Below are 21,481 nucleotides of genomic sequence, written 5' to 3'. Positions count from 1 at the left end.
ATGCTGCCAGTTCGTTGGGAGCCTTCCGGCGATTTCGCGTTTTTAGGGCGGTTTCGGTGCGGGGCCGGCGAACTCAGCTGTTTTGGTGGCTTCCGCGCCGGCCAATTCTGAGCCCGGCCCAAAACGCGAGGACAATCAGGCCAAGGACCGCCACAGCGAGCCCCACCTGACTGGCTTGGCTGACCATAGTCACACCGTTGCCCAAGAAGAGCGGGTCGCTCAGCGGCGCATAGGCAACGAAGCCAAAGTCCGTGCTTTGGTTGCTGAACGCCACGATCAGCCCCACGATCACCGCGATAAGCCCCAGCAAAGGCAAGACGACGGCAGAGACTCTGCGCGCAGGCTGCGGTGTGTTCTGTTCCCCAAGTGTGTTGTGTTCCCCCATGCGGCCGAGTCTAGCGGAGCGCGAGCACGCAACTGAGTAGCCGCGATTCTGTGCGACTCTTGCAGCAGTTCGTCGAGCTCGTCGACGTCAATGCGTTCTGGCCCCATCTGAGGCGCTCCGTCACTCCGGGCATGCTCAGGCAGATGCGTCGGACATCGTCTTCTGTGGCCATGGTTCACTGTTGCATTCGCGCTGTTCCGCCATAGGAGACCTTGCAGCACCGGGAGTGTCGGACCCCTTCGGTAGAGTCCTCACCATGGATGACAAAGCGACGCTGCTCACTTACTTGCGCAACCGGCGGACGGACCTGCTCGGGAAATTGGACGGGCTGGGTGAGTACGATGCCCGCAGGCCCATGACACCCACGGGCACCAATCTCCTGGGCCTGGTCAAGCACGTAGCCAGTGTGGAGCTGGGGTATTTCGGGGAGACCTTTGGCCGGCCAAGCGGCAGGGACCTGCCTTGGTTTGACGATGATGCGGCACCGGACTCCGATATGTGGGTTCCGGCAGCCGAGAGCCGTGAGGAAATCCTGGAGCTTCACCATTTTTCCGCCAAGCACAGCGATGAGACCATCGAGGCCCTCCCCCTTGATGCCCCGGGTGTTGTGCCATGGTGGTCGGAGGAAAAGAAGAACGTAACGCTTCACCAAATTCTGGTTCACATGTGCGTGGAGACGTCCAGGCATGCAGGGCACGCGGACATCATCCGCGAGCTCATCGACGGCAACATCGGGCAGAGGCCTGGCGATCCGAACATCCCTGCCCGCTCCTTCGAGGAATGGGCAGCCCACTGCGCCCACATTGAACAGGCGGCATTGGAAGCGGGCAAAACCACCGCGTAAACCTTCGCATCATCCCTGGGAGTAACCGGCCCCTTTGTCAGAGATACAGGAAGCCACGGCGCCCGACGGCGGTACGCAACGTGCCGCCGTCGGGCGCTAAAAGGCTGCCCGCAAACTTGATGCGAACTTGAGCCAATCGAAAAGGTTCCTTGATATAGCAGCGCCACGCTGGAAGCAGACGAAGCACCCATACTCAGGGGCCTCGGCACCGAATTTCCAGTATGAAACACGACAATGTGGGGGAAGCAATGGAACAGGCATCAGCACTCACCGAGGTGGTTTCCGTCAAGGGCATCATCCAGGACCAGCACCCCGTGGATTTCTACGCGCTGGGTGTTGCAGGATGCATCGACCGGCTCGCCGCACCGCTCCGGCGCGAAGGCGTCACGGTGCACTGGCACACTCCCCATCACGGCATCGAGATCTCCTCTTCCGCCGCCGCCCTGCTGTATCACGTGGCGCAGGAGACGTTCAGCAACACCCTCAACTACGCACAAGCCAGCGAGCTCACTGTCCGGCTGAACGCCGTCTACCACGGCATCCAACTCACCATCACGGACGACGGCAGCGGCTTCGAAATCCACGCGGCGCCCAGTGGCCGGCGGCACGGTTTTGGACTGCTGCTGATGTCCATAGCAGTGCACGACGCCGGTGGGACGGTAGACATCGATTCTGCTGTTGGGCGGGGCACCAGTGTGCGGGTTACGCTGCCGCTGGATTGAGTCCGATTTGGAACCATTTTCGGGCGGCCGAGCCATAGCAACGCAGCGTCGGCGGACGTATTCTGTAGCTACTTTTCAGCCTGGCATCCCTAGGGAGTGGCACGAAAATGGTGCGGAACAAGGGTCCAAAGATCGGTCTGGGCAAGGTCCTCTTGAGGGTCTTCGGGTTCTTCTTCGTGAGCGCTCTCTGCGGGGTGTTGATCACTGGATTCCTGGCCCCTGTGGTTGCCTTCACCAGCACCACGGTGGGTGGGTCCGTAGGGTTTTATCAAAGCCTGCCGGCAGAGCTTGACGTCGATTCCCCCTCGCTTTCCAGCACCGTGGTCTCTGCAGACGGACAACTCATAGCCACCTTCTTCGCCGAGAATCGGGTAAAGGTCCCGTTGGACGAGATGTCCCCGTTCATCCGTGAGGCGATTATCGCGATCGAAGACAGCCGCTTTTACGAGCATGCGGGCGTGGACGCCCAGGGCATCATGCGGGCGCTGAGTTCCAACCTGACCCAAGGCACCCGGCAAGGCGCCTCCACCCTCACCCAGCAGTACGTCACCAATGTGCTCAACGAATCCCGCCTGTCCGAGGGTCGGCCCGAGGACGTCGTGCTCAGCGGCCAGAAGACAGTGGGCGACAAGCTGCGTGAAATCAAGCTGGCCCTGGAACTGGAGAAGCGCTTCAACAAGGAGCAAATCCTTGAGGGCTACTTGAACATCGTGTTCTTCAACCGGAACGCCTACGGAATTGAAGCTGCATCCCGCTACTTCTTCAGCACCTCAGCCATGGATCTGACCTTGCCCCAAGCAGCGCTCCTGGCTGGTTTGGTCAATGGGCCCAGTATTTACGACCCCACCGCCGATCCCCAAGCTGCACTCGACCGCCGCAACCTGGTGCTGGATCGGATGCTGGAACAGGGCATGATCACTGCGGTGGACCACGGAGTAGCCATAGCCACTCCCATTGAGCTGGACATTACGCCGTCGCTGCAGGGGTGCGCGGGCACGGCGTTTGCAACGTACTTCTGCGACTACGTCTCCCATCTGATCCTGAACAACGAGGCCTACGGTTCAACCGTGGAGGAACGTGAACGGCTCCTCTACCGCGGAGGCCTGACCATCACCACAACGCTGGATAGTCGGCTGCAGAATGTCGCCCAGCAACAAGTGGACGCTTCCGCCGGAGCCAACCCTGACAAGTGGGGCGCAGCGATGACCACTGTTCAGCCGGGCACCGGGAAGATCCTGGCGATGGCCCAAAACACGGTGTTCGTGCCCCAGGAAGGCAAGTACGATACCCAGCTGAATTTCAACGTTGATGCCAAAGACGAGAACGGCTACGACCTCAATGGCGCCGGCGGTTTCCAGCCCGGTTCCACCATGAAGCCATTCATCTATGCCGAGTGGCTTAACGAGGGCAAGCACCCCACTGCCACGGTGGACGCCTCCCGCAGGGTGTACCCGGTGGGTTTCCCTTGGCGTTCGAGTTGCGGGAAGGTCCTTGGCGGTTACAGCACAGCCCAGAAGGCCCAGAACCTGGGTGCCGACGACGACCTGCAAAATAATGACGACGGCTACTACCGCCCGATGCCCATCAACTACGGCCTCTATAACTCCATTAACACCGCGACTTTCGCTACGGCGGCCCAATTGGACTTCTGCGGTATTCAGAAAATGGTGGACGCCGTGGGCTTGCACAGCGGCTTGGACAACGCTCCGGTGAACATGCACCAGATCGGTAACCTCCTCGGCTCCATCGGCGTGGCCCCACTAGTCCTTGCAAGCGCCTACGCCACGTTTGCCAATGACGGCACGTACTGTGAACCCATCGCCATCACCCGGATCAGCGATTCCCAAGGCAGGGAGTACGAAGCCCAAACGCCGGAGTGCCGGGAAGCCGTGAAACCAGCCGTGGCACGGGGCGTGAATGCCGTCCTGCAGGATGTCCTCAAGGTGGGCTCCGGTGTCTACATCGAGCCAAAGGTCCACACCAAGGTCCCTGTGGCCGCCAAGACCGGCACGTCCAACAACAATGGCGCCACCTGGGTGGCCGGCTACACCACAACGCTCGCTACGGCGTCGTTCTTTGGAGATACCACTGCGGGACAGCAGAGGGCGGGGCAGAACGTCACCATCAACGGCAAGTTCTACAAGTCCTTGGACGGGTACATGATCGCCGGGCCGCAATGGGCCAACTACATGGTGGAAGCCGTGGCACTCTACCCGAGCGGGCCATTCGTGGCACCGGCCCCGCCACCCTCCCCTGCGCCTAGCGTGCCGCCGACCCCGACGGGGCGCTAAGGCTGCGTTGCACCCCTCGTTGCGGGGCCTACTCTGCGTGGCATTTCGTGCGCGAGGCACGCAGAGCGGGCCCCACAACGAACCCACCCCTCGTTGCGGGGCCTACTCTGCGTGGCATTTCGTGCGCGAGACACGCAGAGCGGGCCCCACAACGAACTACAACGCGAGTTCCGCGTCGGCGCGGGTGCCGTCATCCTCGTACGTGTGCACGCCGGCGAGATCCCGTCCCGCGATGTACCCAAAGGTCAGGGCAGGGCCGAGGTTGATGCCACCCGCCGGGTAGTGTCCGCCCATGACATTGGCTTGGTCGTTGCCCACGACGTAGAGCCCGTCGATGGGTTCGCGGTTGTGGTTCACTGCCCGGCCACGGCCATCAGTGTCCAAGCCGGCGAAGGTCCCGAAGCTTCCGGGAACTATGCGCACGGCATAGAAGGGCCCCTTTTCAATGGGTCCCAAAGACGGGTTTGGCTGGTTGGTGGAGTCGCCACCGTAACGGTTGAAAGCGGTCTCGCCGCGGCCGAAGTCAGGATCGACGCCGGAGCGGGCATTGGCGTTGAATCGCGTCACGGTGCGGCGCAACTCTGCGGGGTCGATCCCGCATTTCGTCGCCAATTCTTCCAGAGTCCGCCCCTTGATGAGGTAGCCCGAGCGCAGGTACGGGAAGAGCGGCACAGGCAAAGGCTTGGCCATCCCCAGCGGGAATTTACGGACAAACCGGCTGTCGGCGATCTGCCACGATTCCACGGTTTCGCCCTCAGGGGTGGCGGCGAGCAGGGCTTCGACATAGTCGTAGTAGCCGTTGGCCTCGTTGACGAACCGTTTCCCATCCGCTCGGACACCTATGCTGCCCGGCTTGGCGCGGTCCATGATGTGCGGGAAAACCCCCGTGCGGCCGTTGCGGTAAGGCACCAGGGACACCGGGCACCATGCGGCCGGCGACTTCACCTCCGCCTTGAAGCGGGCACCCACGGCTTGGGCCAGGTTGATGCCATCACCTGTGGTTTCGCGCGGGGAAAGCGTCCAATGCTCCCGGCCCGTGGGCGTCTTGGGAAAGAGCTCCTTGCGCCGCTGAACATCATTGGGGAACCCACCGGACGCCAGTACGACGCCGCGTCGAGCGTTGATCTGCAGCTCACCTTCAGGAGAACGCACGACGGCGCCGGTCACCTTGCCGTTTTGATCGCTGAGCAGCGCTGTGGCCGGCGTGGAAACCCGAATGTCCACGCCAAGATCATCCGCGGATTTCAAGAGCCTGCCGGTCAGCGCCGTACCGTTGACCAGTTGCATGTTCCGGCGGTGCGCCAGCAGGTCCAGTACATGGAAACCGAAGCGCCAGCCAGCGTGACACAGACCCTTGGGGTTGCCCTGCGAAGCCGACAGGAACTTGCTGAGGTCCGGGCCTGCCATGATTCCCATGCCCAGGAACGAGGTTTCGTAGAGCTGGTGGCGCATCTTGGCCCTGAGGCCCGGCTTGATGGTGCGGGCGTTCAGCGGTTTGGGACCGACCGAACGGTTTCCGGTGCCTGCACCGGGGAGTTTGCCGTAGACGTCGTTGATCTTGCTGCCGGGAACCAATTGCAAGGAGGTCTTGTGGTGGAAGAAGCCCACCATGTGCGGGGCCGCCTCGAGGAAGGCATCCACCCTCTCGGCCTGGTAGTCGTCGCCAAGAACCCCGCGGAGGTAGGTTCGGAAGGTTTCTTTGTCCTCGCTGACTCCTTCGGCTTTCGCTAGTGGATTGCCTGGTGCCCAGGCCCAGCCTCCAGACCAGGACGTGGCACCGCCGCAGACGCTTGCCTTCTCAACGACGACCACTTTCAAGCCATGGAATGCTGCCGTGACCGCTGTGGAAAGTCCACCGGCGCCTGAGCCGATAACCAGGACATCGCACTCCAAGGTGTTGGATGAATTGCCGTTCACTTGATGCTCCCGTTGAGTTCCGAAGTCTTGTGTGCTGAGGTGTTGAGTGCTGCTTTGAGGTGCCTTGCCCACGCCAGTTCGCCCATGGCAGCCACTCTCCTGTCGGATGGTGTTTCGACACTGACAGGGGTGTCCGCAGAGAACGCCGCGAGCATGCCCGCCAGGTCGAATTCACCTTCCCCCGGGACACCTCGCTCCGATCGCGACTCCGCAATCAGCCCTTCCCTGCCTACCGGGGCGGCAGTGGGACCGTCGCAGAGTTGGATCAAGGGAACGAAATCCGCGGCTGCTTCAAGTTGGGCCAAGGTGCCGCCGAATCGATGAACGTGGAGGGCGTCCACCACGATCTTGCAGCCCGCCTGCCGGGCCAAGGCCACTGCCTGCGGGATTGATCGGACGGACTGGTAGGCGATGGGTTCCAACGTCGGCATGATTCCGTAGGCCTTGCCATCCTCAGTCATCTGCGCGAGGTGATCACCGAAGCGTTCTAGATCCGGGTCCGCACAGGCAACCGTCAAGGTGGAGGCAGCCAGGGCCTGACCTGCCTCCATCATGCGCAGCCAAGCCTCGCGCTGGTCCTGGCCGTTCTGGAGCCCCGTGCCGTCCAGGAGCAAAAACTCGATGTCTTCAACCGTGATCCCTGTATCGGCCATCCGCTCCAACGTCTTCTTGAGCATGGGGGAGCCTGGCTGAAGGTCATACGGCCGCTCGGCACTGGTGACAGGCCGGACCCTGGCTCCGATGAAGTCGAAACCTGCCTGTGCCGCGATGGTTACCAAATCCGGCGGCGCGGTTCCGACGAGGGACAGCTGGGCGATTCCCAGCCGACGCGTTTGCGTGGTCACGGCGAAGTCTTGATGTGCGAAGTCGTCGGAATGCTGCGAATTCGCCGGAACGCTCCGGCGATCCGGCACCGTTCCAGCGATCTCGGTGCGAGCTAGTGCGGCGGCAATTCGTTGGGCTGCGTCGTAGCCGCTCTTGACCGCGTTGGATACGATTGCCGGCGACTTGTCCACGACAGTCCCGGCCAGGGCAACGGGAACGGAAGCGGCGAAGCTGAGCTCAATTTCCCGTTCCTCCAACGCCGGGGGACCATCCAACGGCAGCACTGAGCGCGAAACCAAGAGATCGCCTGGTGCGTCCAACCACTCGTCCTCCACACCGGCGCGCCTGATCCGTACCCGATTTTGGCCAGGTTCCCCGGAACCGCCAAGCTTCCCGGAACCCTCAAACTCCCCGGAACCGTCAAACTCCTCGATGGTGCTGGACAGGAAGATCCGCACCTTCGGATTGTCTTCAAGGCGCGGCACAGCGAGGATCTTGGCCCGGCGGCCGGATTCAGGAGCCAGGACCTCCTGCGGCCCGATGATCAGCACCGCCGTGCCGAGTGAAGCCAAAGTGTCGGCCACACTCATTGCCACAGAATCCGCGCCCCAAATGGTCACAGCCTCCGGCGCGCTGTCCAAGCTGTCCAAGCTCTCCGAGCTGTCCAAGCCATCCAAGCCATCCAAGCCGTCCAAGCCGTCCAAGCCATCCAAGCCATCCAAGCCGTCCAAGCTGTCCGAGCTGTCTGAGGGACCGGACAGGCCGCCGTCGAGTACTTCCGGGTGGGCGGCGAGCCAGTCCCGGATGTCTGAGACGTGCGGTGAGTCGGCACCGATGAACCCTGGGCTGGGACGTTGCCCTCCGGTGGCGATAACAACAGCGTCGACGCCGTGAGCGCGGGCCAGCGCACCGGCGTCGGATGTGTCAACGTGGGCTCCCACGCGAACCTCAACCCCCAGTCGCTCATTCTCCGCACCGGACCAGTCCGCAAAGCGATGAAAGTCCGGCGTCGATCGCATGCGCTCGGCCAGGGCGAACTGCCCGCCGGGCCGCACGCCGTCGTCCACCAACGTCACGCGGGCCCCGGCTTGGGCGAGTTCGCGGGCGGCGGTGAGCCCGGCGGGACCTGCGCCCACCACCAGCACCCGTGACGAGGGACGAACAGTTGGCGTTGGAACAGGTACCCGCGAACGCCCCACGGCAGGATTGACCGTGCAGGTAACTTGGCCGAGGCCCAGGTTGTCGATGCACACGTTGCAGGCGATACAGGGCCGGTAGCGTTCGCCCTTGAGCACGCCGGCAACAAAGGCGGGGTCGGCATGGATGGCGCGGGCAAGGCTGACGAAGTCGCACGTCCCTTCGGACAGCACTTCCTCGATGATTTCAGGGCTGTTGAGTCGTCCCGCCATGCCCAGCGGGAGCCCGAATTGGCGGTAGGCCTTGGCGTATTCGGCAAGGATTCCGGGCTTCCACTCCCCCGACTGCACGATCCATTCGCCGGCGTCGTAGCTGCCCGCGGAAAGGTCCAGGAAGTCGAGTTTGTCCAGATGGGCCTTGCTGATGATACCTAGTTGCTGTTCGGCGCTGATACCGTCGGCGGGGCCTTCAAGCACGGAGACCCGCAAGCCCACGATCGTCTCCGGAACGGCCTCCCGGACCGCGTCGATGACCAGGTTCATGAAGAATTCCGGGGCCGCAAATTCGTCCGTGCGAAGGTTCGAAATGGGCGACATGAACTGGTGGATCAAGTAACCATGGGCGCCGTGGAGGTTGATCACATCGAATCCTGCCGCAACCGCCCGGCGCGCTGCGGCCGCATAGGCGTCCACCAGTTCGTAGCACTCGGCAGCGGTGAGTTCCCGCGGAACCTCGCCACCCGCCGTCGGGCACGGAACCGGAGACGGGGCGAGGTTCTTGAAGCCGGAAACTGCGGACTGCGCGGTGCGTCCACCATGGTTAAGTTCGACGGCGGCCAACGCGCCTTCCGCGTGCAAGCGGTCGGTAAGGCGGCGAAGGCCAGGGATCATGTCATCAGTGTGCAGCCCGAGTTGGTGGGTGCGGCCCTTACCGTCGGCCCGGACATAGGTGGCTTCGGTGGTGACCATGCCGAGGCCGGCCCGGGCCCGCGTCACAAGGTAGTCGATGTATTGCTCGGTGATAAAGCCGTCCGTGGTGCCGTAATTGCGTTCCATCGGGGCCGAAGCGAGGCGGTTGCGGAGGGTCTTGGGGGTGCGGCCGTTGCGGCCGAGGGTCAGGGGTGATGCTGCCGATGTGGAGGAAACCATGGTTAGCTGGCCACCTTCTCACGGCTTCGCAGCTGGTTAGCCGCTGCGCCGGTGGCGGGAATGGCTGCATGGGCGGGGTGGACGGGTGCGAAGCGGACGGGCTGGCCGGTGCGTGAGGATTCGTAGACTGCGAGCAGGATCCGCAACGACTTGAGGGCGTCTTTTCCGGTGATGGCCGGTTCCATCCCGGTTTCCAGCGCTTGAACAAAATCCTGGACCTGAAGTTTGTGGAACGGGATCAGCTGAGCGTTGATGATGGACAGATCAACGTTCGGTTCCACGCCTTCCGGGTGGACAGGCTCGACGACGATTCGCTCGCCTACCGCCCAAAGGTCCAGGCGACCGTCGCTGCCTTCGGGAAACTCCGTCAGGGAGGCTGAAGCACCTGTTTCACCCGTGATGCGCAGTTGGATTCCCAGGTTGGGCGAAACCGCGGTGGAAGCCTCCAGCGTTGCCATGGCTCCGGACGTAAAGGTGATCACCGCCGTCGCGGAATCCTCTACCTCTATATAGTCACCGTGCCGGTAGGTGTTCACCTTTCCGTACACCTCGGCGACGTCGCCCAAGTACCACTGGAGGAGGTCGATCTGGTGGACGGCCTGTGACATCAGGACCCCGCCGCCGTCGCTCTCCCAGGTGCCGCGCCACGCGTCTCGGTTGTAATAGTCCGGGGCACGATGCAACATCACGGAGCACTGGGCCATGATGGCGCGGCCCAGCGTGCCGTCGTCGATTGCTGCGCGGATTTTCTGCGACGCCGGCCAGAAGCGGCGTTGGAACAGCACCCCCAGTTGCACTCCGGCGGCATCGCAGGCTGCCACCATGCGTTCGGCGGATTCCAGTTTGGTGGCGATGGGCTTCTCGCATAGTACGTTCACCCCCGCCGTGGCAGCTTGCAGCACCACTTCTTCGTGGGTGGGGTGCGGCGTGCAGACTGAGACAATGTCCAAGTTCAGGTTGAGGAGTTCCGCCACGCTTACTACGGCATTAGGAATGCCCCAGGTTTCCGCAGTGGCCTTCGCCCTCTCCGGATCTACATCGCAGACCCCCACGATCCGGACGTTGTCCAAGGCACGGAAAGCTTCCAGGTGGTTCCGGGAAATGGCACCGCAACCCGCGATTCCAACGCGGAAGGTGCGGGGTGCGGTTGCTGACGAAATCATGGGGTTATCCAACTTTCGGGGCATGAGTCGTTGACATGGTGTTTGGGGCCGCTGAGCGGAGGAGACCTTAGGGGAGCATCAAGGCCGGCGCCGGACGGCAGGTGCCGCCCGGCGTCGTGCCCTATCCGCTTACTTGCGTGGTGTACGGGGCTTGCCGAGGTCCTCGAGCGGGACGTTGTAGGTTTCCCTGGCCGTCATGATGGCGATGGCCGAAGCTGCCAGGCAGAGGATGGTGAAGCCCGCTACTGGCCACCACCCGTTGGGGCCTGGCTGTGCCAGGATCGTTGCGATGGCGGGTGCGAAACCGGCCAGGATCAGGCCGATCTGGCTGCCGATCGCCATGCCGGAGTATCGGACCGATGCCGGGAACATCTCGGGGAAGAAGACCGTCCACACGCCGTTCCAGCAGGAGTAGAAGACGGTCATGTTCAGGAAGCCGAAGAGGAAGATCAGGGCAATGTTCTGCTCGCTGATGGCCCAGAAGTAGCCGATGGTGGTCAGTGCGCAGCCCAGGGCTCCTACCAGCAGGACCTTCTTTCGGCCGATGCGGTCCGAGATCATGGCGGAGATTGGAATGGTCACCATGGACAGGCCGATTGTTACAGCGTTCACGGTGAGCATGAGGGTGCGGTCGATGCCCACTGCCGGTCCCGTGGCGTAGGCCAGGGCGTAGACGGTGAAGGTGGTCTGCATGACGGAGAACAGCATCACCACACCGACGCGCAGGACGTCGCGCCACTGGGTCTTGAAAACGGCGACGGCGGGGATCGCCTTGGGCTTGTTATGCTCCACGATTTCTTCGAAGACGGGTGGTTCATCCAAGCGGGTGCGAATCCAGTAAGCGACGCCGAGGACCACAACCGAGAGCCAGAACGGAACACGCCAACCCCAGCTGAGGAGCTGGTCCTCGGGCAGTGCGGCCAGCGGGATAAAGACCACTGTGGAGAGCACCATTCCCGAGGCGTACCCGGTCATCACAAAGCTGGTGAAGAAGGCCCGGCGGCCTTCCGGCGAGTGCTCCATGGTGAGCGTTGAGGCGCCTGCAGCTTCGGCACCGGCAGAGAAGCCCTGGGCCAAACGGCCTACCAGCAACAACGCTGTTGCCCAGTAGCCGATCTGTCCGTACGTGGGCAGGAAACCGATACCGATCGAGGCGACGCCCATGATCACCAGCGTGATCATCAGAGCTTGCTTGCGGCCGATCTTGTCGCCATAGTGGCTCATCACCAGGCCACCCAGCGGCCTTGCGAGATATCCGACGCCGAACGTGGCCATCGCTCCGAGGAGTGCCACTACGGGGTCCCCGCCCGGGAAGAAGATCTTGGGGAAAATCAGGGCGGCGGCGGTGCCGTAGATGAAGAAGTCGTAATACTCCAGCGTGGATCCCAGGAAGGAGGCGAGGGCTGCCTTCTTGGGCGTTTTCACGTGTTCACCCGGCGCTGCCGGGTTGTTTACCTCCGAGGGCGAGTGCTGCTGCACGTTTCCCATACTGTCTCCTCTTTGAGTGCGCGGGAAGAGGCACCGCCGTGGTGCCTTGCCCGGCAAAGAATTAGATGAGTTGCGAATCGCCGGCTGCCGCTTTGTTGGGTGGCCCATCCCGTAACCGTTCATGACGAGTTCAGGATGTGTGCTCCAGATCACAGGCGATTGTTCCTCTGGAATCGACTGTAGGACCCCGGTCACATGCCGGGGGGAAATTTCCCGTTGAACGGGACAGGATGACTACTCTTGGTTCGCGTGCGACAGCCACGGGCGGGAACCGTAGGGTCGTCGCTCCGCGCCCATCGTCCGGGATAGACCGCGGCCTGCGGCCACCAACACGGGCAAGATCAGCCCGGCGTCTTCATCCACGGAAGGCACGACGACGGAAATCGCACCTATGACAGCCTGGCCCTGGCCGAACACGGGCACGGAATATGCCGTGTTCTCCGAAACCAGGACGCCGACCAACCTGGCATAGCCGCGTTCCCGAATGAGGGCGAGGTTCTTCCGCAAGCGTGCGGGATCCGTCTCGGTGGCCGGCGTGGTCTTCCCGAGCGTCCCGGCCAGGAAACGGTCCTGCACCCAGCCCGGCATGTGCGCCATCATGGCCATCCCTGAGGACGTGGTGTGGATATCCAGCCGACCCGCCACCTCGGCGAGGTTCATGACAGTTCCGTGCCGGTCCAACCGTTCCAGGTAAAGCACGCTGTTGGTCTCAACGTCCGGGATGGACAACGCCACATGCTCCCGAACGGCCGCGTGAACGCCTTCCAGGAACGGCAAACCGCGACGCCGGAACTCCTCCAAGGGATTACTGCGGGACGCCAATTCCCACATCTTCATGCCGACGCCGAACTCCCCTGCAGCGTTGCGTTCCAAGAGTCCATTGGCCTCCAGGTCCATGGCCAGGCGGTGAACCGTGCTGCTGGACATCCCGGTAATCCGAACCAAATCCTTCAGCGGAAGCCAAGGCTGACCCTTGGAGAACGCATCCATGATCTTGACGACCCGCTCAATGACGGACTCCCCCGACGCTGAGTTAGCCATCATGCCTCCTGGTTGTTCTTGGCCGCCCGGACCTCAAACCCAATATAGCCTTGCACTGGACACGGAAAACCTGGGAGGCACTGTGGAATTGCGGCAAATTGAGGCGTTCCTGGCCGTTGCCGAGGAACTGCACTTCGGCAGGGCCGCCGAGCGGCTGCGCATGGCCCAATCACCCCTGAGCCAGACCATCAGGAAGCTCGAAAAGGGCCTTGGCGCACCACTCTTTGAACGCAATACCAGGTCCGTCACCTTGACCGCAGCGGGGCATTCCTTACTGCCCCATGCGCGCAAAATCCTGGACGAAGTGGACTTGGCCCGGCGGGCAGTAAGCTCCGGCACCGGGACTGTTTACGGCAAGCTGGCCATCGGCTTCTCCGGAGCGCTGAACCACACCACGCTTCCACCGCTGACGCGTGCCCTTCGCCAGCATTACCCGCAACTTGAGGTGACCTTGCGCGGCGGGCTCTTGACCCAGGAAGCCCTGCAGCAGTTGAGCAACAATGCCTTGGACCTGGCCTTCATCGGCCTTCCCGTGGACGCACCTTCCTTAGCCACCCGCCGGATTGCCACGGAGCGCCTGGGAGTGACGCTTCCCGCTGACCACCCGCTTGCCGGGCGATCTTCGGTATCCCTGGCAGATCTTGCCGCAGACCCTTTCATCACTATGCCGGCCGCCCAAGGTTCAACACTTCGGGACGTCACTTTCGCAGCCTGCGCTGCCGCCGGATTCAGGCCGGGAATCAGCCAGGAAGTGGCCGATCCGTACACAGCCCTTTCCTTGGTAGCGGGAGGGGTGGGCATCAGCCTGATGCCCGAATCAATCAAGGGAATAATGCCGACGGGTACCGTCTTCCTCTCCCTCGAAGGCGAGGACGTCCTGCTTCTTTCCGGCCTCGCCTGGAATCCGGGGGCAACATCACCTGCTGTCCGGGCAGCGCTGGAGTTGGCTGAGCAAGTCCTCCCGACGCCCGCCGACTGACCAGTATGTAGCATTTGCACATAGTTAGAGACTAATTAAGTATTGGACAACGCCTAATTGATTGCCCAGCATTGAGGAAAGCCACCACCCACTCAATGAAGAGGACAACCTCATGGCCACTTTCGCTGTCACCTACGCGTACTCCCACTCGACTTCCGCCAACCGGGATACGGTCCGCCCCGCTCACGTTGAGTTCCTTAAAACCCAGTTCGACGGCGGCCGCCTCCTCAAGAGCGGCCCTTTCGGCCCGGAGGAAGCACCCGGCGCCTTGCTGATCATTGCCGGGGAGTCCAAGGCGGACGTGGAAGCGCTTATGGACCAGGATCCCTTCCAGCAAGCCGGGCTCATTCAGGAACGGACCGTGCGCCAGTGGAACATCTTCTTCGGTGCGGACCCGGCCGTTCAGCCAGCTCAGCCGGCCGTTCAGCCAGCTCAGCCGGCCCTTCAGCCAGCTCAGCCGGCCGCGCAGAACTGAGGTCCCACAGTGCTTTCCGCGATCACCATCTCCAAGGAAACCATTGAGTTCCGGGACTCCCCCGAGCCCATCCTTCAACCGGGCCACGCACTGGTCCGGGTCCACAACGTCACCCTCTGCGGCACCGATCTCCACATCTGGGAGGACGACTACCCCACGGAGTTGCCCCTCATCCAGGGCCATGAGTTCTCCGGGGTTGTGGAGGCACTCGCTCCGGGGGACATCACAGAGCAGGGCATCAGCATCGGCCATCGCGTTGCGGTCAACCCCATCATCTACTGTGGCGAGTGCCGCCCGTGTCTCACGGGACGCTACAACGTCTGCCAAAACGTAGGCTGCCTGGGCTGCTACTCCGACGGGGCCCTGAGTGAACTGATCAGCATTCCTTTGGACAAGCTCTGCGCAGTGCCGGACGAGCTTCCGCTGGACATCGCCGCCATGGGAGAACCTGCGTCAATCGCCATGCAGGCAGTCAACCGGGGCAGGCCCGAGCCCGGGGAAACCGCGCTGGTACTGGGAAGCGGGCCCATCGGTTTATTGGCCACCCTGTATCTGACGGAGCTTGGGGTCCATGTCATCTGCGCCGACACCGAGCAGCACAGACTGGATCTCGCGGTGGAGTTCGGCGCCACGGACACCTTGCTGGTCACGCCCGGGAGCGAGTTTCCGGGCACTCATCAGGCTTCCCGGCTGAACTCATTGACCGGCTGCTACGGTCCCCAACTGGTCATCGAGGCCACAGGTGTTCCATCCTCGCTGGAGAACGCCATCCGGCTTGTAGCCAGCGCAGGACGGATCGTTCAGGTGGGCATTTCCCCCAGGCAGGCCACCGTTTCCATGAAGGACATCCCGTACAAGGAACTCGACATCATGGGAAGCCGCATGAGCCTGAACCTCATCCCGGATGGCCTCGCCCTACTGACGCGGCACCCGGGGCAGGCCCAAACGCTGATGACCCACCGTTTCGATCTCAAAGATCTCCAGCAGGCCTACCGCCTCATGCAGGGCCGTACGGAAAAAATCGGCAAGATCCTCATTCAGATGCCCGCGGCGAGTTCCGCATGAGCACCCCGAACCTCACCGCACCCGACCAGCTCAAGTCCAGCTACGACGTCGTAATCATGGGCAGCGGTGCCGCCGGGCTGGTAGCTGCTGTCCGCGCGGCGGATTCTGGATTGGGCGTACTTGTTGTGGAGAAGGCTGCCCTGCTGGGCGGCACCACCGCTGCCGGCGGAGGCGTGATGTGGGCACCGAACAATCACCTCGCAAAGGCCGCCGGCTACCAGGACAGCCATGCCGACGGCGTCGCTTACCTTACCGAGGCCGCCGGGCATGTGATGTCGGCGGAAGAAATTGAATGGTACGTGGCCACAGCACCGCGGGCCGTGGAATTCCTCAACGCAAACACCCAGGTGTCCATGGTTCCGATCGCCCGTCCGGATTACCACATGGAGTGGAAAGGTGCCGCGAACGGTGGCCGGGGCCTGGACAACAACGCCTTCGATCCCCGGGACTATCCGGGACTGTCACAGCTGATCCGTCCGTCGTCCTATTTCCCGCTGCTCACCATGACAGAGCGGGATGAACTGAACGGACGTGCCGCCGATTCTGCGCTCCTCTCCCGCCGGGCCTCCGCCGGAATCCGGACGATGGGCGGTGCACTCGTGGGGAACCTCCTTGCGAGCGCTTTGGACCGTGGAGTGCAAATCGTGGCGTCCAGTCCTGTGGAGGAATTGTCGCCAACCGGCACAGGATGGAACGTGCGTCTCGGCGGTGTTGCTGAAGCGCGTCTGACCGCGAGCGCCGTCGTGCTTGCCTCGGGCGGGTTCGAATGGAACCCTCGGCTCCGCAACGCTTTCCTGCCCTATCCGGTGACGCCCATCAGCGCACCGTCCAACGAAGGCGACGGCCTGGAACTTGGGCTGAAGATCGGGGCGGCTGTGGAGGACATGTCGGCGGTGTGGGGCGTTCCAGTCATTTCGACGGCGGCCCATCAGTATGACGGGCAGCGTTCAGGGCGAATGGGAAACGTGGAGATGACGCTCCCGGGGTCCATCACCGTGAACAGCGACGGCAGGCGTTTCGTCAACGAAGCCCTCAACTATCACGATGCCAGCCGGGTTTTCGCGTCCATCAATCCTCACACCGGACGGCAACAGAACAACCCGGCATGGCTGGTGTTCGATGCCAATTACCTGGCCAAGTACCCTGTGGCGGGGTCCACTCCGGGCGAGCCCGCTGAGTGGATGGTGTCCGCGCCGAGTTTGGATTTGTTGGCGTTGGAAGTGGGCATCAATCCGGAGGGGCTCGATGCCACGGTTGCGCGATTCAATGCTGACGCCGCCCTGGGCGTGGACACGGAGTTCGGTCGAGGCGCCACCCCGCAGGACCGCTTTCTGGGTGACGCCGGCAATTCTCCCAACCCCTGCCTGGCGCCTCTTCTGGCCGCCCCGTTCTACGCGGTTCCTATCCACGCCGGGGTGCTGGGGACGTCGGGCGGCTTAGCCACTGACTTCACAGGGAGGGTGCTTGACCACCGGCAACTCCCCATCCCGGGACTCTACGCGGCGGGCAACGTCTCGGCCGGCGTGTTCCGCAACAACTACCCCGGCGGCGGCGCCACGTTGGGTTCGGCCATCACGCGGGCCTTCGTTGTCGGGGAGGACTTGGCGGCCCGGCTCAAGTAGCCACACCTTGGTGACACCCCCCGTTGTGGGGCCCACTCTGCGTGGCATTCCGTCGTCGAAACGCGCAAAGCAGGCCCCACAACAAACACACCCACATTGCGGGGCCCACTCCGCGTGGCATTCCGTCGTCGAAACGCGCAAAGCAGGCCCCACAACAAACACACCCACATTGGGAGGCCCACTCTGCGTGGCATTCCCCAAAGAAGCACCGCAAAGCAGGCCCCACAACAAACACACCCACGTTGTGGGGCCCACTCTGCGTGGCATCCTGTCGTCGAAACGCGCAAAGCAGGCCCCACAACAAACCCACCCACCTTTGGGAGGCCCACTCTGCGTGGCATTCCCCAAAGAAGCACCGCAAAGCAGGCCCCACAACAAACCCACCCACGTTGCGGGGCCCACGTTGCGGGGCCCACTCTGCGTGGCATCCTGTCGTCGAAACGCGCAAAGCAGGCCCCACAACAAACACACCCACATTGGGAGGCCCACTCTGCGTGGCATTCCGTCGTCGAAACGCGCAGAGCAGGCCCCACAACAAACCCACCCCACATTGCGGGGCCCACTCTGCGTGGCATCCCGTCGTCGAAACGCGCAAAGCAGGCCCCACAACACCCCCCCACATTGGGAGGCCCACTCTGCGTGGCATCCCGTCGTCGAAACGCGCAAAGCAGGCCCCACAACAAGCGGGCCCTAACAAAAGGGGCTAGCGCGCGTAGCGCTCCGTGAAGTTCCTGAGCACCCGCATGGGTTCCGTGACGGACGATTGCCGGGCGGTGGCGATGAGGTCGTCGGCTGCGTGGGGCGGGAAGTAACCGGCGTTCTTGTAGATGTTGATACGGGTGATCAGGCCGTCGGCGTCCAGTTCAGGGTGGAACTGGGTGGCATAGAGGTTGTTCTTGATCCGGAACATGTGCACCGGGCACGCCTCGGAACTGGCCAACAGCACAGCGTGTTCGGGAAGTTGGCTGCACGCTTCCTTATGCCCAACGAACGCCTCGAAAAAATGCGGAACGCCGCTGAGTAAGGGATCGCGTTCTCCCTCGGCTGTGAGCGTGATCTGAGTTGCCCCGACGGGTTCACCAAAACGCCGATCAATCACCGCGCCCTGGTGCACTCCCAGTGTGCCGACGCCGTAGCAGGCGCCCAGGAACGGGAAGTCCTCAGCCACGATCCGGTCCAGCAGCGAGGAAAGTTCCGACTCAACCCGGATCTGGTCCGCGCTCTTCTCCTCCACAGGATCGCTGGACGTGTAGGGGCTGCCGCCAACAATCACGCCGGAGTAATCAGACAGTTCCAAGTGCGGCAAAGGCCCGGATTCCAGCCGTATCCGGACCAGTTCCTCGGGTTCCAGGCCGCAGTACCGGAGGTACGCCTGGTACTCGTCGTCGGCTGCGGCGTCTTCGGCACGGGTGGCCAGCAAGAGAAAGGGCTTCACAGGCCCAGTCTGCGCGAGGAATGGCTGAGGGACAAAGTGTGTTGCCAGCAGGAGGGGGTTTCTGACAGAGACTCCCTTGCATCGCCGTGGCTGCATAACGTTGTAGGAAACCCCATGAAATACTCATGACTCATTCCAGAGGAGCCATCTTTTGAAGCAGGACCCCATGGTCGTCGGGACGTCATCATCCGAGGCGTCGCGTGCTGAAACGCAACAACCGAAGAAGATCCCTTGGGGCGGACTCCTGGTGCTGGCGGCTGCCGGCTTCACTGCAGTGACCACCGAACTCCTGCCCTCGGGCCTCCTCCCCCAAATCAGCCGGGACCTCAGAGTGGACGAGTCGGCTGTCGGTTCACTCACGGCGGTCTACGCGGCGATCATTGTCTTCACAGCTCTGCCGCTTTCCCGGTTCCTGGCTGGACGGGTTCCCCGGAAGACATTGCTGATCGCGACTGTTCTGGCGTTCGCGCTCAGCAATGTGCTCCTGGCACTCAGCCCTACGCTGGGTTGGGCGATCGGAGCGCGGCTCCTTGGCGGCATCGCCCACGGCATGTTGTGGTCCAGCATGGCGCCCTATGTGGCACGTATTGTTCCCGCGCATTCCGTGGGGAAGGCCATGGCTGTTGTGTTCAGCGGGAACAGCATCGCGTTGGCCGTCGGCGCTCCCATCGGGACGCTGATGGGTTCACTCATGACCTGGCGGGCCTCCTTCATGGTCCTTGCGGGGGTGGGTGCGCTCCTGGCTGCATTGGCCTTCTGGCTTCTTCCGGGGGCGCATGACCAAGCCAGCCAGAAGACGCCGTCCCTTCGGGCAGCCATGAAACTGCCCGGCGTCGTGGCCATCGCCATCGCGTGGCCGCTCCTGTTGCTGGCCCATTTCACATTGTTCACTTATGTGGCGCCGTTCCTGCTCGCGTCCGGGCTGCCCGAATCCGCCACGAGCATCTCCCTTTCCGTGGTGGGAATCGCCAGCCTGGTGGGGATCTGGATAGCCGGCATGACGGCGGACTCGCGCCCGCGCACCTCGGTGATTGCCGCCGTCGGACTCTTGACACTTGCCTTCGCCCTGCTGCCTGCGTTGGGCGGCACCTGGGTTGGCGCCTTTGCGCTGATGACACTGTGGGGCATCGCGTTCGGTGCGGTGGGCATCTACAACCAGGCCGCGATTCTTCGCGCCGGTGGTGAGCACAAGGACGCTGCCAACGGCCTCACCGTGGTGACGATTCAGCTGGGCATCGCGGTCGGTGCTGTCTATGGAGCTTTTGCACTGACCTCGGTGGGGGCTCAACTGGTGCCCTTGGCTGCGGCCCTGCCCACGGCGATTGCCTTGGTGATCATCATCGCGAGCCGTCGCGGAGGCTATCCCGCCGGACCCCGGGAGAAGCGCCGTTAACGTCCCCGAAACACGGTGGTGACGTGATCTTCACGAACTGGGGATTTCTGTAACTTACCTGCAACTTAGCTCTTCTGAGTCGGAAACATAGCTCACCGAATATTGATCGGGGGGTTGGCGCGGGCCGGAACAACGGCCCCGTTTCGGACAGGCTCAATGAGAAGGGAACGCAGGTGGAGATCTCTGCGCAACACGTCTGGATGATGTTATCGGCGGCAATGGTGCTGTTCATGACCCCCGGCCTCGGCCTGTTCTACGGTGGCATGACCCGTGCCAAGGCTGCGCTCAACATGATCATGATGAGCTTCATCTCTGCGGGCATCGTTGGCGTGGTGTGGATCCTGTGGGGCTACTCGATGACCACTGGCGACGGTTTCCTCGGCCTGTTTGGCAACCCGTTTGCGCACTTCGGCCTGCAGGACCTGATGGGGTCGCCCGACCTCATCAAGGCAGGCTTCGCAGCCACCTTCGCGATCATCACCGTGGCCCTGATCAGCGGCGCGATCGCCGACCGCGCCAAGTTCGGCGCTTGGGCACTGTTCGTCCCGATCTGGATCACAGTGGTGTACTTCCCGTTGGCCTATATGATCTGGGGCGGTGGCCTCATGAGCGCCGGGGGTGCCGTGACCCAAATCTTCGGACAGGTGATCGACTTCGCCGGCGGCGCAGTGGTTGAGGTCAGCTCCGGAACCGCCGCTTTCGTCCTCGCACTGATCGTGGGAAAGCGTCACGGATTCGCCAAGGACCCCAACCACCGCCCGCACAACGTCCCGTTCATCATGATTGGCGCGGCCATCCTGTGGTTCGGCTGGTTCGGCTTCAACGGCGGCGCGGCAACCACGGCTGAGCAGGCCGGACTCATCTGGATCAACACCCTGGTAACGCCGGCAGCGGCAATGCTCAGTTGGCTCGTCGTGGAGAAGATCCGTCACGGACACCCGACGTCGCTGGGTGCGGCGTCCGGCGTCGTGTCCGGCCTGGTGGCCATCACGCCATCCTGCGCCAACATCAGCCCGCTCGCCGCACTGGGACTGGGCCTTGTAGCCGGTGCCGCCTGCGCAGTGTTTGTGGACCTGAAGTACAGGTTCGGTTTCGACGACTCCCTGGACGTGGTGGGCGTGCACTTCGGCGCCGGCGTCATCGGCACGTTGTCCCTGGGTTTCATCGCTTTCCCCACCGAGGGCACTGCCGGCGGCCTCCTTTATGGCGGCGGTCCCCAGCAGCTCATTGCCCAGACGGTTGCCGTGTTGATCACCATCGCCCTGTCCGGTCTGTGCACGCTGGTGATCGGCCGGGCCATTCACAAGACCATCGGATTCCGGGTGCCGCTGGACCACGAAGTCACCGGTGTTGACCTCACCCAGCACGCCGAGTCCGCCTACGAGTTCGGCCTCACCGCCCACGGCCACTTCCGCCAGCAGCAGTCGCACCTGTCGGCGCTGATCAAGCGGAAGCCCGCTGCAGCCGCCCTGGAGGCCAAGGAAGACAGCTTCGCCTAAAGCAGCCACGCTGAACAGCGGCCGACGGCGGAACCTGGGTTTCGCCGTCGGC

16 protein-coding genes are annotated in these 21,481 nt (G+C 63.0%); 9 read left to right on the top strand and 7 right to left on the bottom strand.

Annotated features, from left to right (window positions below; all coding sequences use genetic code 11):
• Positions 1 to 73: 73 nt before the first annotated feature.
• Positions 74 to 385 carry a hypothetical protein gene (locus ACLRGI_RS15005; RefSeq protein WP_419202423.1) on the bottom strand — a complete coding sequence of 104 codons (312 nt, stop codon included), beginning with the start codon at positions 383 to 385 and terminating at the stop codon, positions 74 to 76.
• A gap of 256 nt (positions 386 to 641) precedes the next feature.
• On the opposite strand from ACLRGI_RS15005, the gene ACLRGI_RS15000 reads away from it, so the two are divergent.
• From ACLRGI_RS15000 to ACLRGI_RS14990, 3 genes are all read left to right on the top strand, one after another.
• Positions 642 to 1,229, top strand: a complete 588-nt coding sequence (locus ACLRGI_RS15000; RefSeq protein ID WP_419202422.1) for a DinB family protein — start codon at positions 642 to 644, stop codon at positions 1,227 to 1,229.
• Between the two features lie 221 nt (positions 1,230 to 1,450).
• Positions 1,451 to 1,951 (top strand): sensor histidine kinase, encoded by a 501-nt coding sequence (locus ACLRGI_RS14995; RefSeq protein WP_419202421.1) that lies wholly within the window; start codon positions 1,451 to 1,453, stop codon positions 1,949 to 1,951.
• Between the two features lie 107 nt (positions 1,952 to 2,058).
• Positions 2,059 to 4,242, top strand: coding sequence for a transglycosylase domain-containing protein (locus tag ACLRGI_RS14990; protein ID WP_419202420.1), 2,184 nt, complete (start codon positions 2,059 to 2,061; stop codon positions 4,240 to 4,242).
• Positions 4,243 to 4,398: 156 nt separating this feature from the next.
• On the opposite strand, the gene ACLRGI_RS14985 is transcribed toward ACLRGI_RS14990, so the two are convergent.
• The 5 genes from ACLRGI_RS14985 to ACLRGI_RS14965 all read right to left on the bottom strand — a co-directional run bounded on the left by ACLRGI_RS14985 (position 4,399) and on the right by ACLRGI_RS14965 (position 12,964).
• Complete coding sequence (locus tag ACLRGI_RS14985) at positions 4,399 to 6,159, bottom strand: FAD-dependent oxidoreductase (RefSeq protein WP_419202419.1); 1,761 nt, start codon at positions 6,157 to 6,159, stop codon at positions 4,399 to 4,401.
• Positions 6,156 to 9,269, bottom strand: a complete 3,114-nt coding sequence (locus ACLRGI_RS14980) for an FAD-dependent oxidoreductase (protein ID WP_419202418.1) — start codon at positions 9,267 to 9,269, stop codon at positions 6,156 to 6,158. Before ACLRGI_RS14980 ends, ACLRGI_RS14985 begins: the two co-directional genes overlap by 4 nt.
• Before the next feature lie 2 nt (positions 9,270 to 9,271).
• Positions 9,272 to 10,432, bottom strand: coding sequence for a Gfo/Idh/MocA family protein (locus ACLRGI_RS14975; RefSeq protein WP_419202417.1), 1,161 nt, complete (start codon positions 10,430 to 10,432; stop codon positions 9,272 to 9,274).
• Positions 10,433 to 10,561: 129 nt separating this feature from the next.
• Positions 10,562 to 11,920, bottom strand: a complete 1,359-nt coding sequence (locus ACLRGI_RS14970) for an MFS transporter (RefSeq protein WP_419202416.1) — start codon at positions 11,918 to 11,920, stop codon at positions 10,562 to 10,564.
• 234 nt (positions 11,921 to 12,154) lie between these two features.
• Positions 12,155 to 12,964 (bottom strand): IclR family transcriptional regulator, encoded by an 810-nt coding sequence (locus ACLRGI_RS14965; RefSeq protein ID WP_419202415.1) that lies wholly within the window; start codon positions 12,962 to 12,964, stop codon positions 12,155 to 12,157.
• Positions 12,965 to 13,043: 79 nt separating this feature from the next.
• On the opposite strand from ACLRGI_RS14965, the gene ACLRGI_RS14960 reads away from it, so the two are divergent.
• The 4 genes from ACLRGI_RS14960 (at position 13,044) to ACLRGI_RS14945 (ending at position 17,102) form a co-directional block, all read left to right on the top strand.
• Positions 13,044 to 13,940: a LysR family transcriptional regulator gene (locus ACLRGI_RS14960; RefSeq protein ID WP_419202414.1), complete on the top strand. Its 897-nt coding sequence runs from the start codon at positions 13,044 to 13,046 to the stop codon at positions 13,938 to 13,940.
• A 112-nt stretch (positions 13,941 to 14,052) separates the two neighbouring features.
• Positions 14,053 to 14,415, top strand: a complete 363-nt coding sequence (locus ACLRGI_RS14955) for a YciI family protein (RefSeq protein ID WP_419202413.1) — start codon at positions 14,053 to 14,055, stop codon at positions 14,413 to 14,415.
• Positions 14,416 to 14,424: 9 nt separating this feature from the next.
• Positions 14,425 to 15,480 (top strand): alcohol dehydrogenase catalytic domain-containing protein, encoded by a 1,056-nt coding sequence (locus ACLRGI_RS14950; RefSeq protein ID WP_419202412.1) that lies wholly within the window; start codon positions 14,425 to 14,427, stop codon positions 15,478 to 15,480.
• On the top strand, positions 15,477 to 17,102 hold the full coding sequence (locus ACLRGI_RS14945) for an FAD-dependent oxidoreductase (RefSeq protein WP_419202411.1): 1,626 nt from the start codon (positions 15,477 to 15,479) through the stop codon (positions 17,100 to 17,102). The genes ACLRGI_RS14950 and ACLRGI_RS14945 overlap by 4 nt, the downstream gene beginning before the upstream one ends.
• A 703-nt stretch (positions 17,103 to 17,805) precedes the next feature.
• Here ACLRGI_RS14945 and ACLRGI_RS14940 read toward each other — a convergent pair.
• The gene (locus tag ACLRGI_RS14940) at positions 17,806 to 18,537 is read right to left on the bottom strand and encodes a glutamine amidotransferase (RefSeq protein ID WP_419202410.1); all 732 of its coding nucleotides are present in this window, start codon (positions 18,535 to 18,537) and stop codon (positions 17,806 to 17,808) included.
• Positions 18,538 to 18,703: 166 nt separating this feature from the next.
• Between ACLRGI_RS14940 and ACLRGI_RS14935 the strand changes: the two genes are divergently transcribed.
• Positions 18,704 to 19,930 carry an MFS transporter gene (locus ACLRGI_RS14935; protein ID WP_419202440.1) on the top strand — a complete coding sequence of 409 codons (1,227 nt, stop codon included), beginning with the start codon at positions 18,704 to 18,706 and terminating at the stop codon, positions 19,928 to 19,930.
• A gap of 173 nt (positions 19,931 to 20,103) precedes the next feature.
• Positions 20,104 to 21,429, top strand: a complete 1,326-nt coding sequence (locus tag ACLRGI_RS14930) for an ammonium transporter (protein WP_419202409.1) — start codon at positions 20,104 to 20,106, stop codon at positions 21,427 to 21,429.
• The last annotated feature ends 52 nt before the right edge of the window (positions 21,430 to 21,481 follow it).

This window comes from Paenarthrobacter sp. PPS72 (assembly GCF_048537125.1).
Classification (GTDB): domain Bacteria; phylum Actinomycetota; class Actinomycetes; order Actinomycetales; family Micrococcaceae; genus Arthrobacter; species Arthrobacter nitroguajacolicus_E.
The sequence above is the reverse complement of the archived record's forward strand: the minus strand, read 5'-3'. Positions and strand labels throughout refer to the sequence as shown.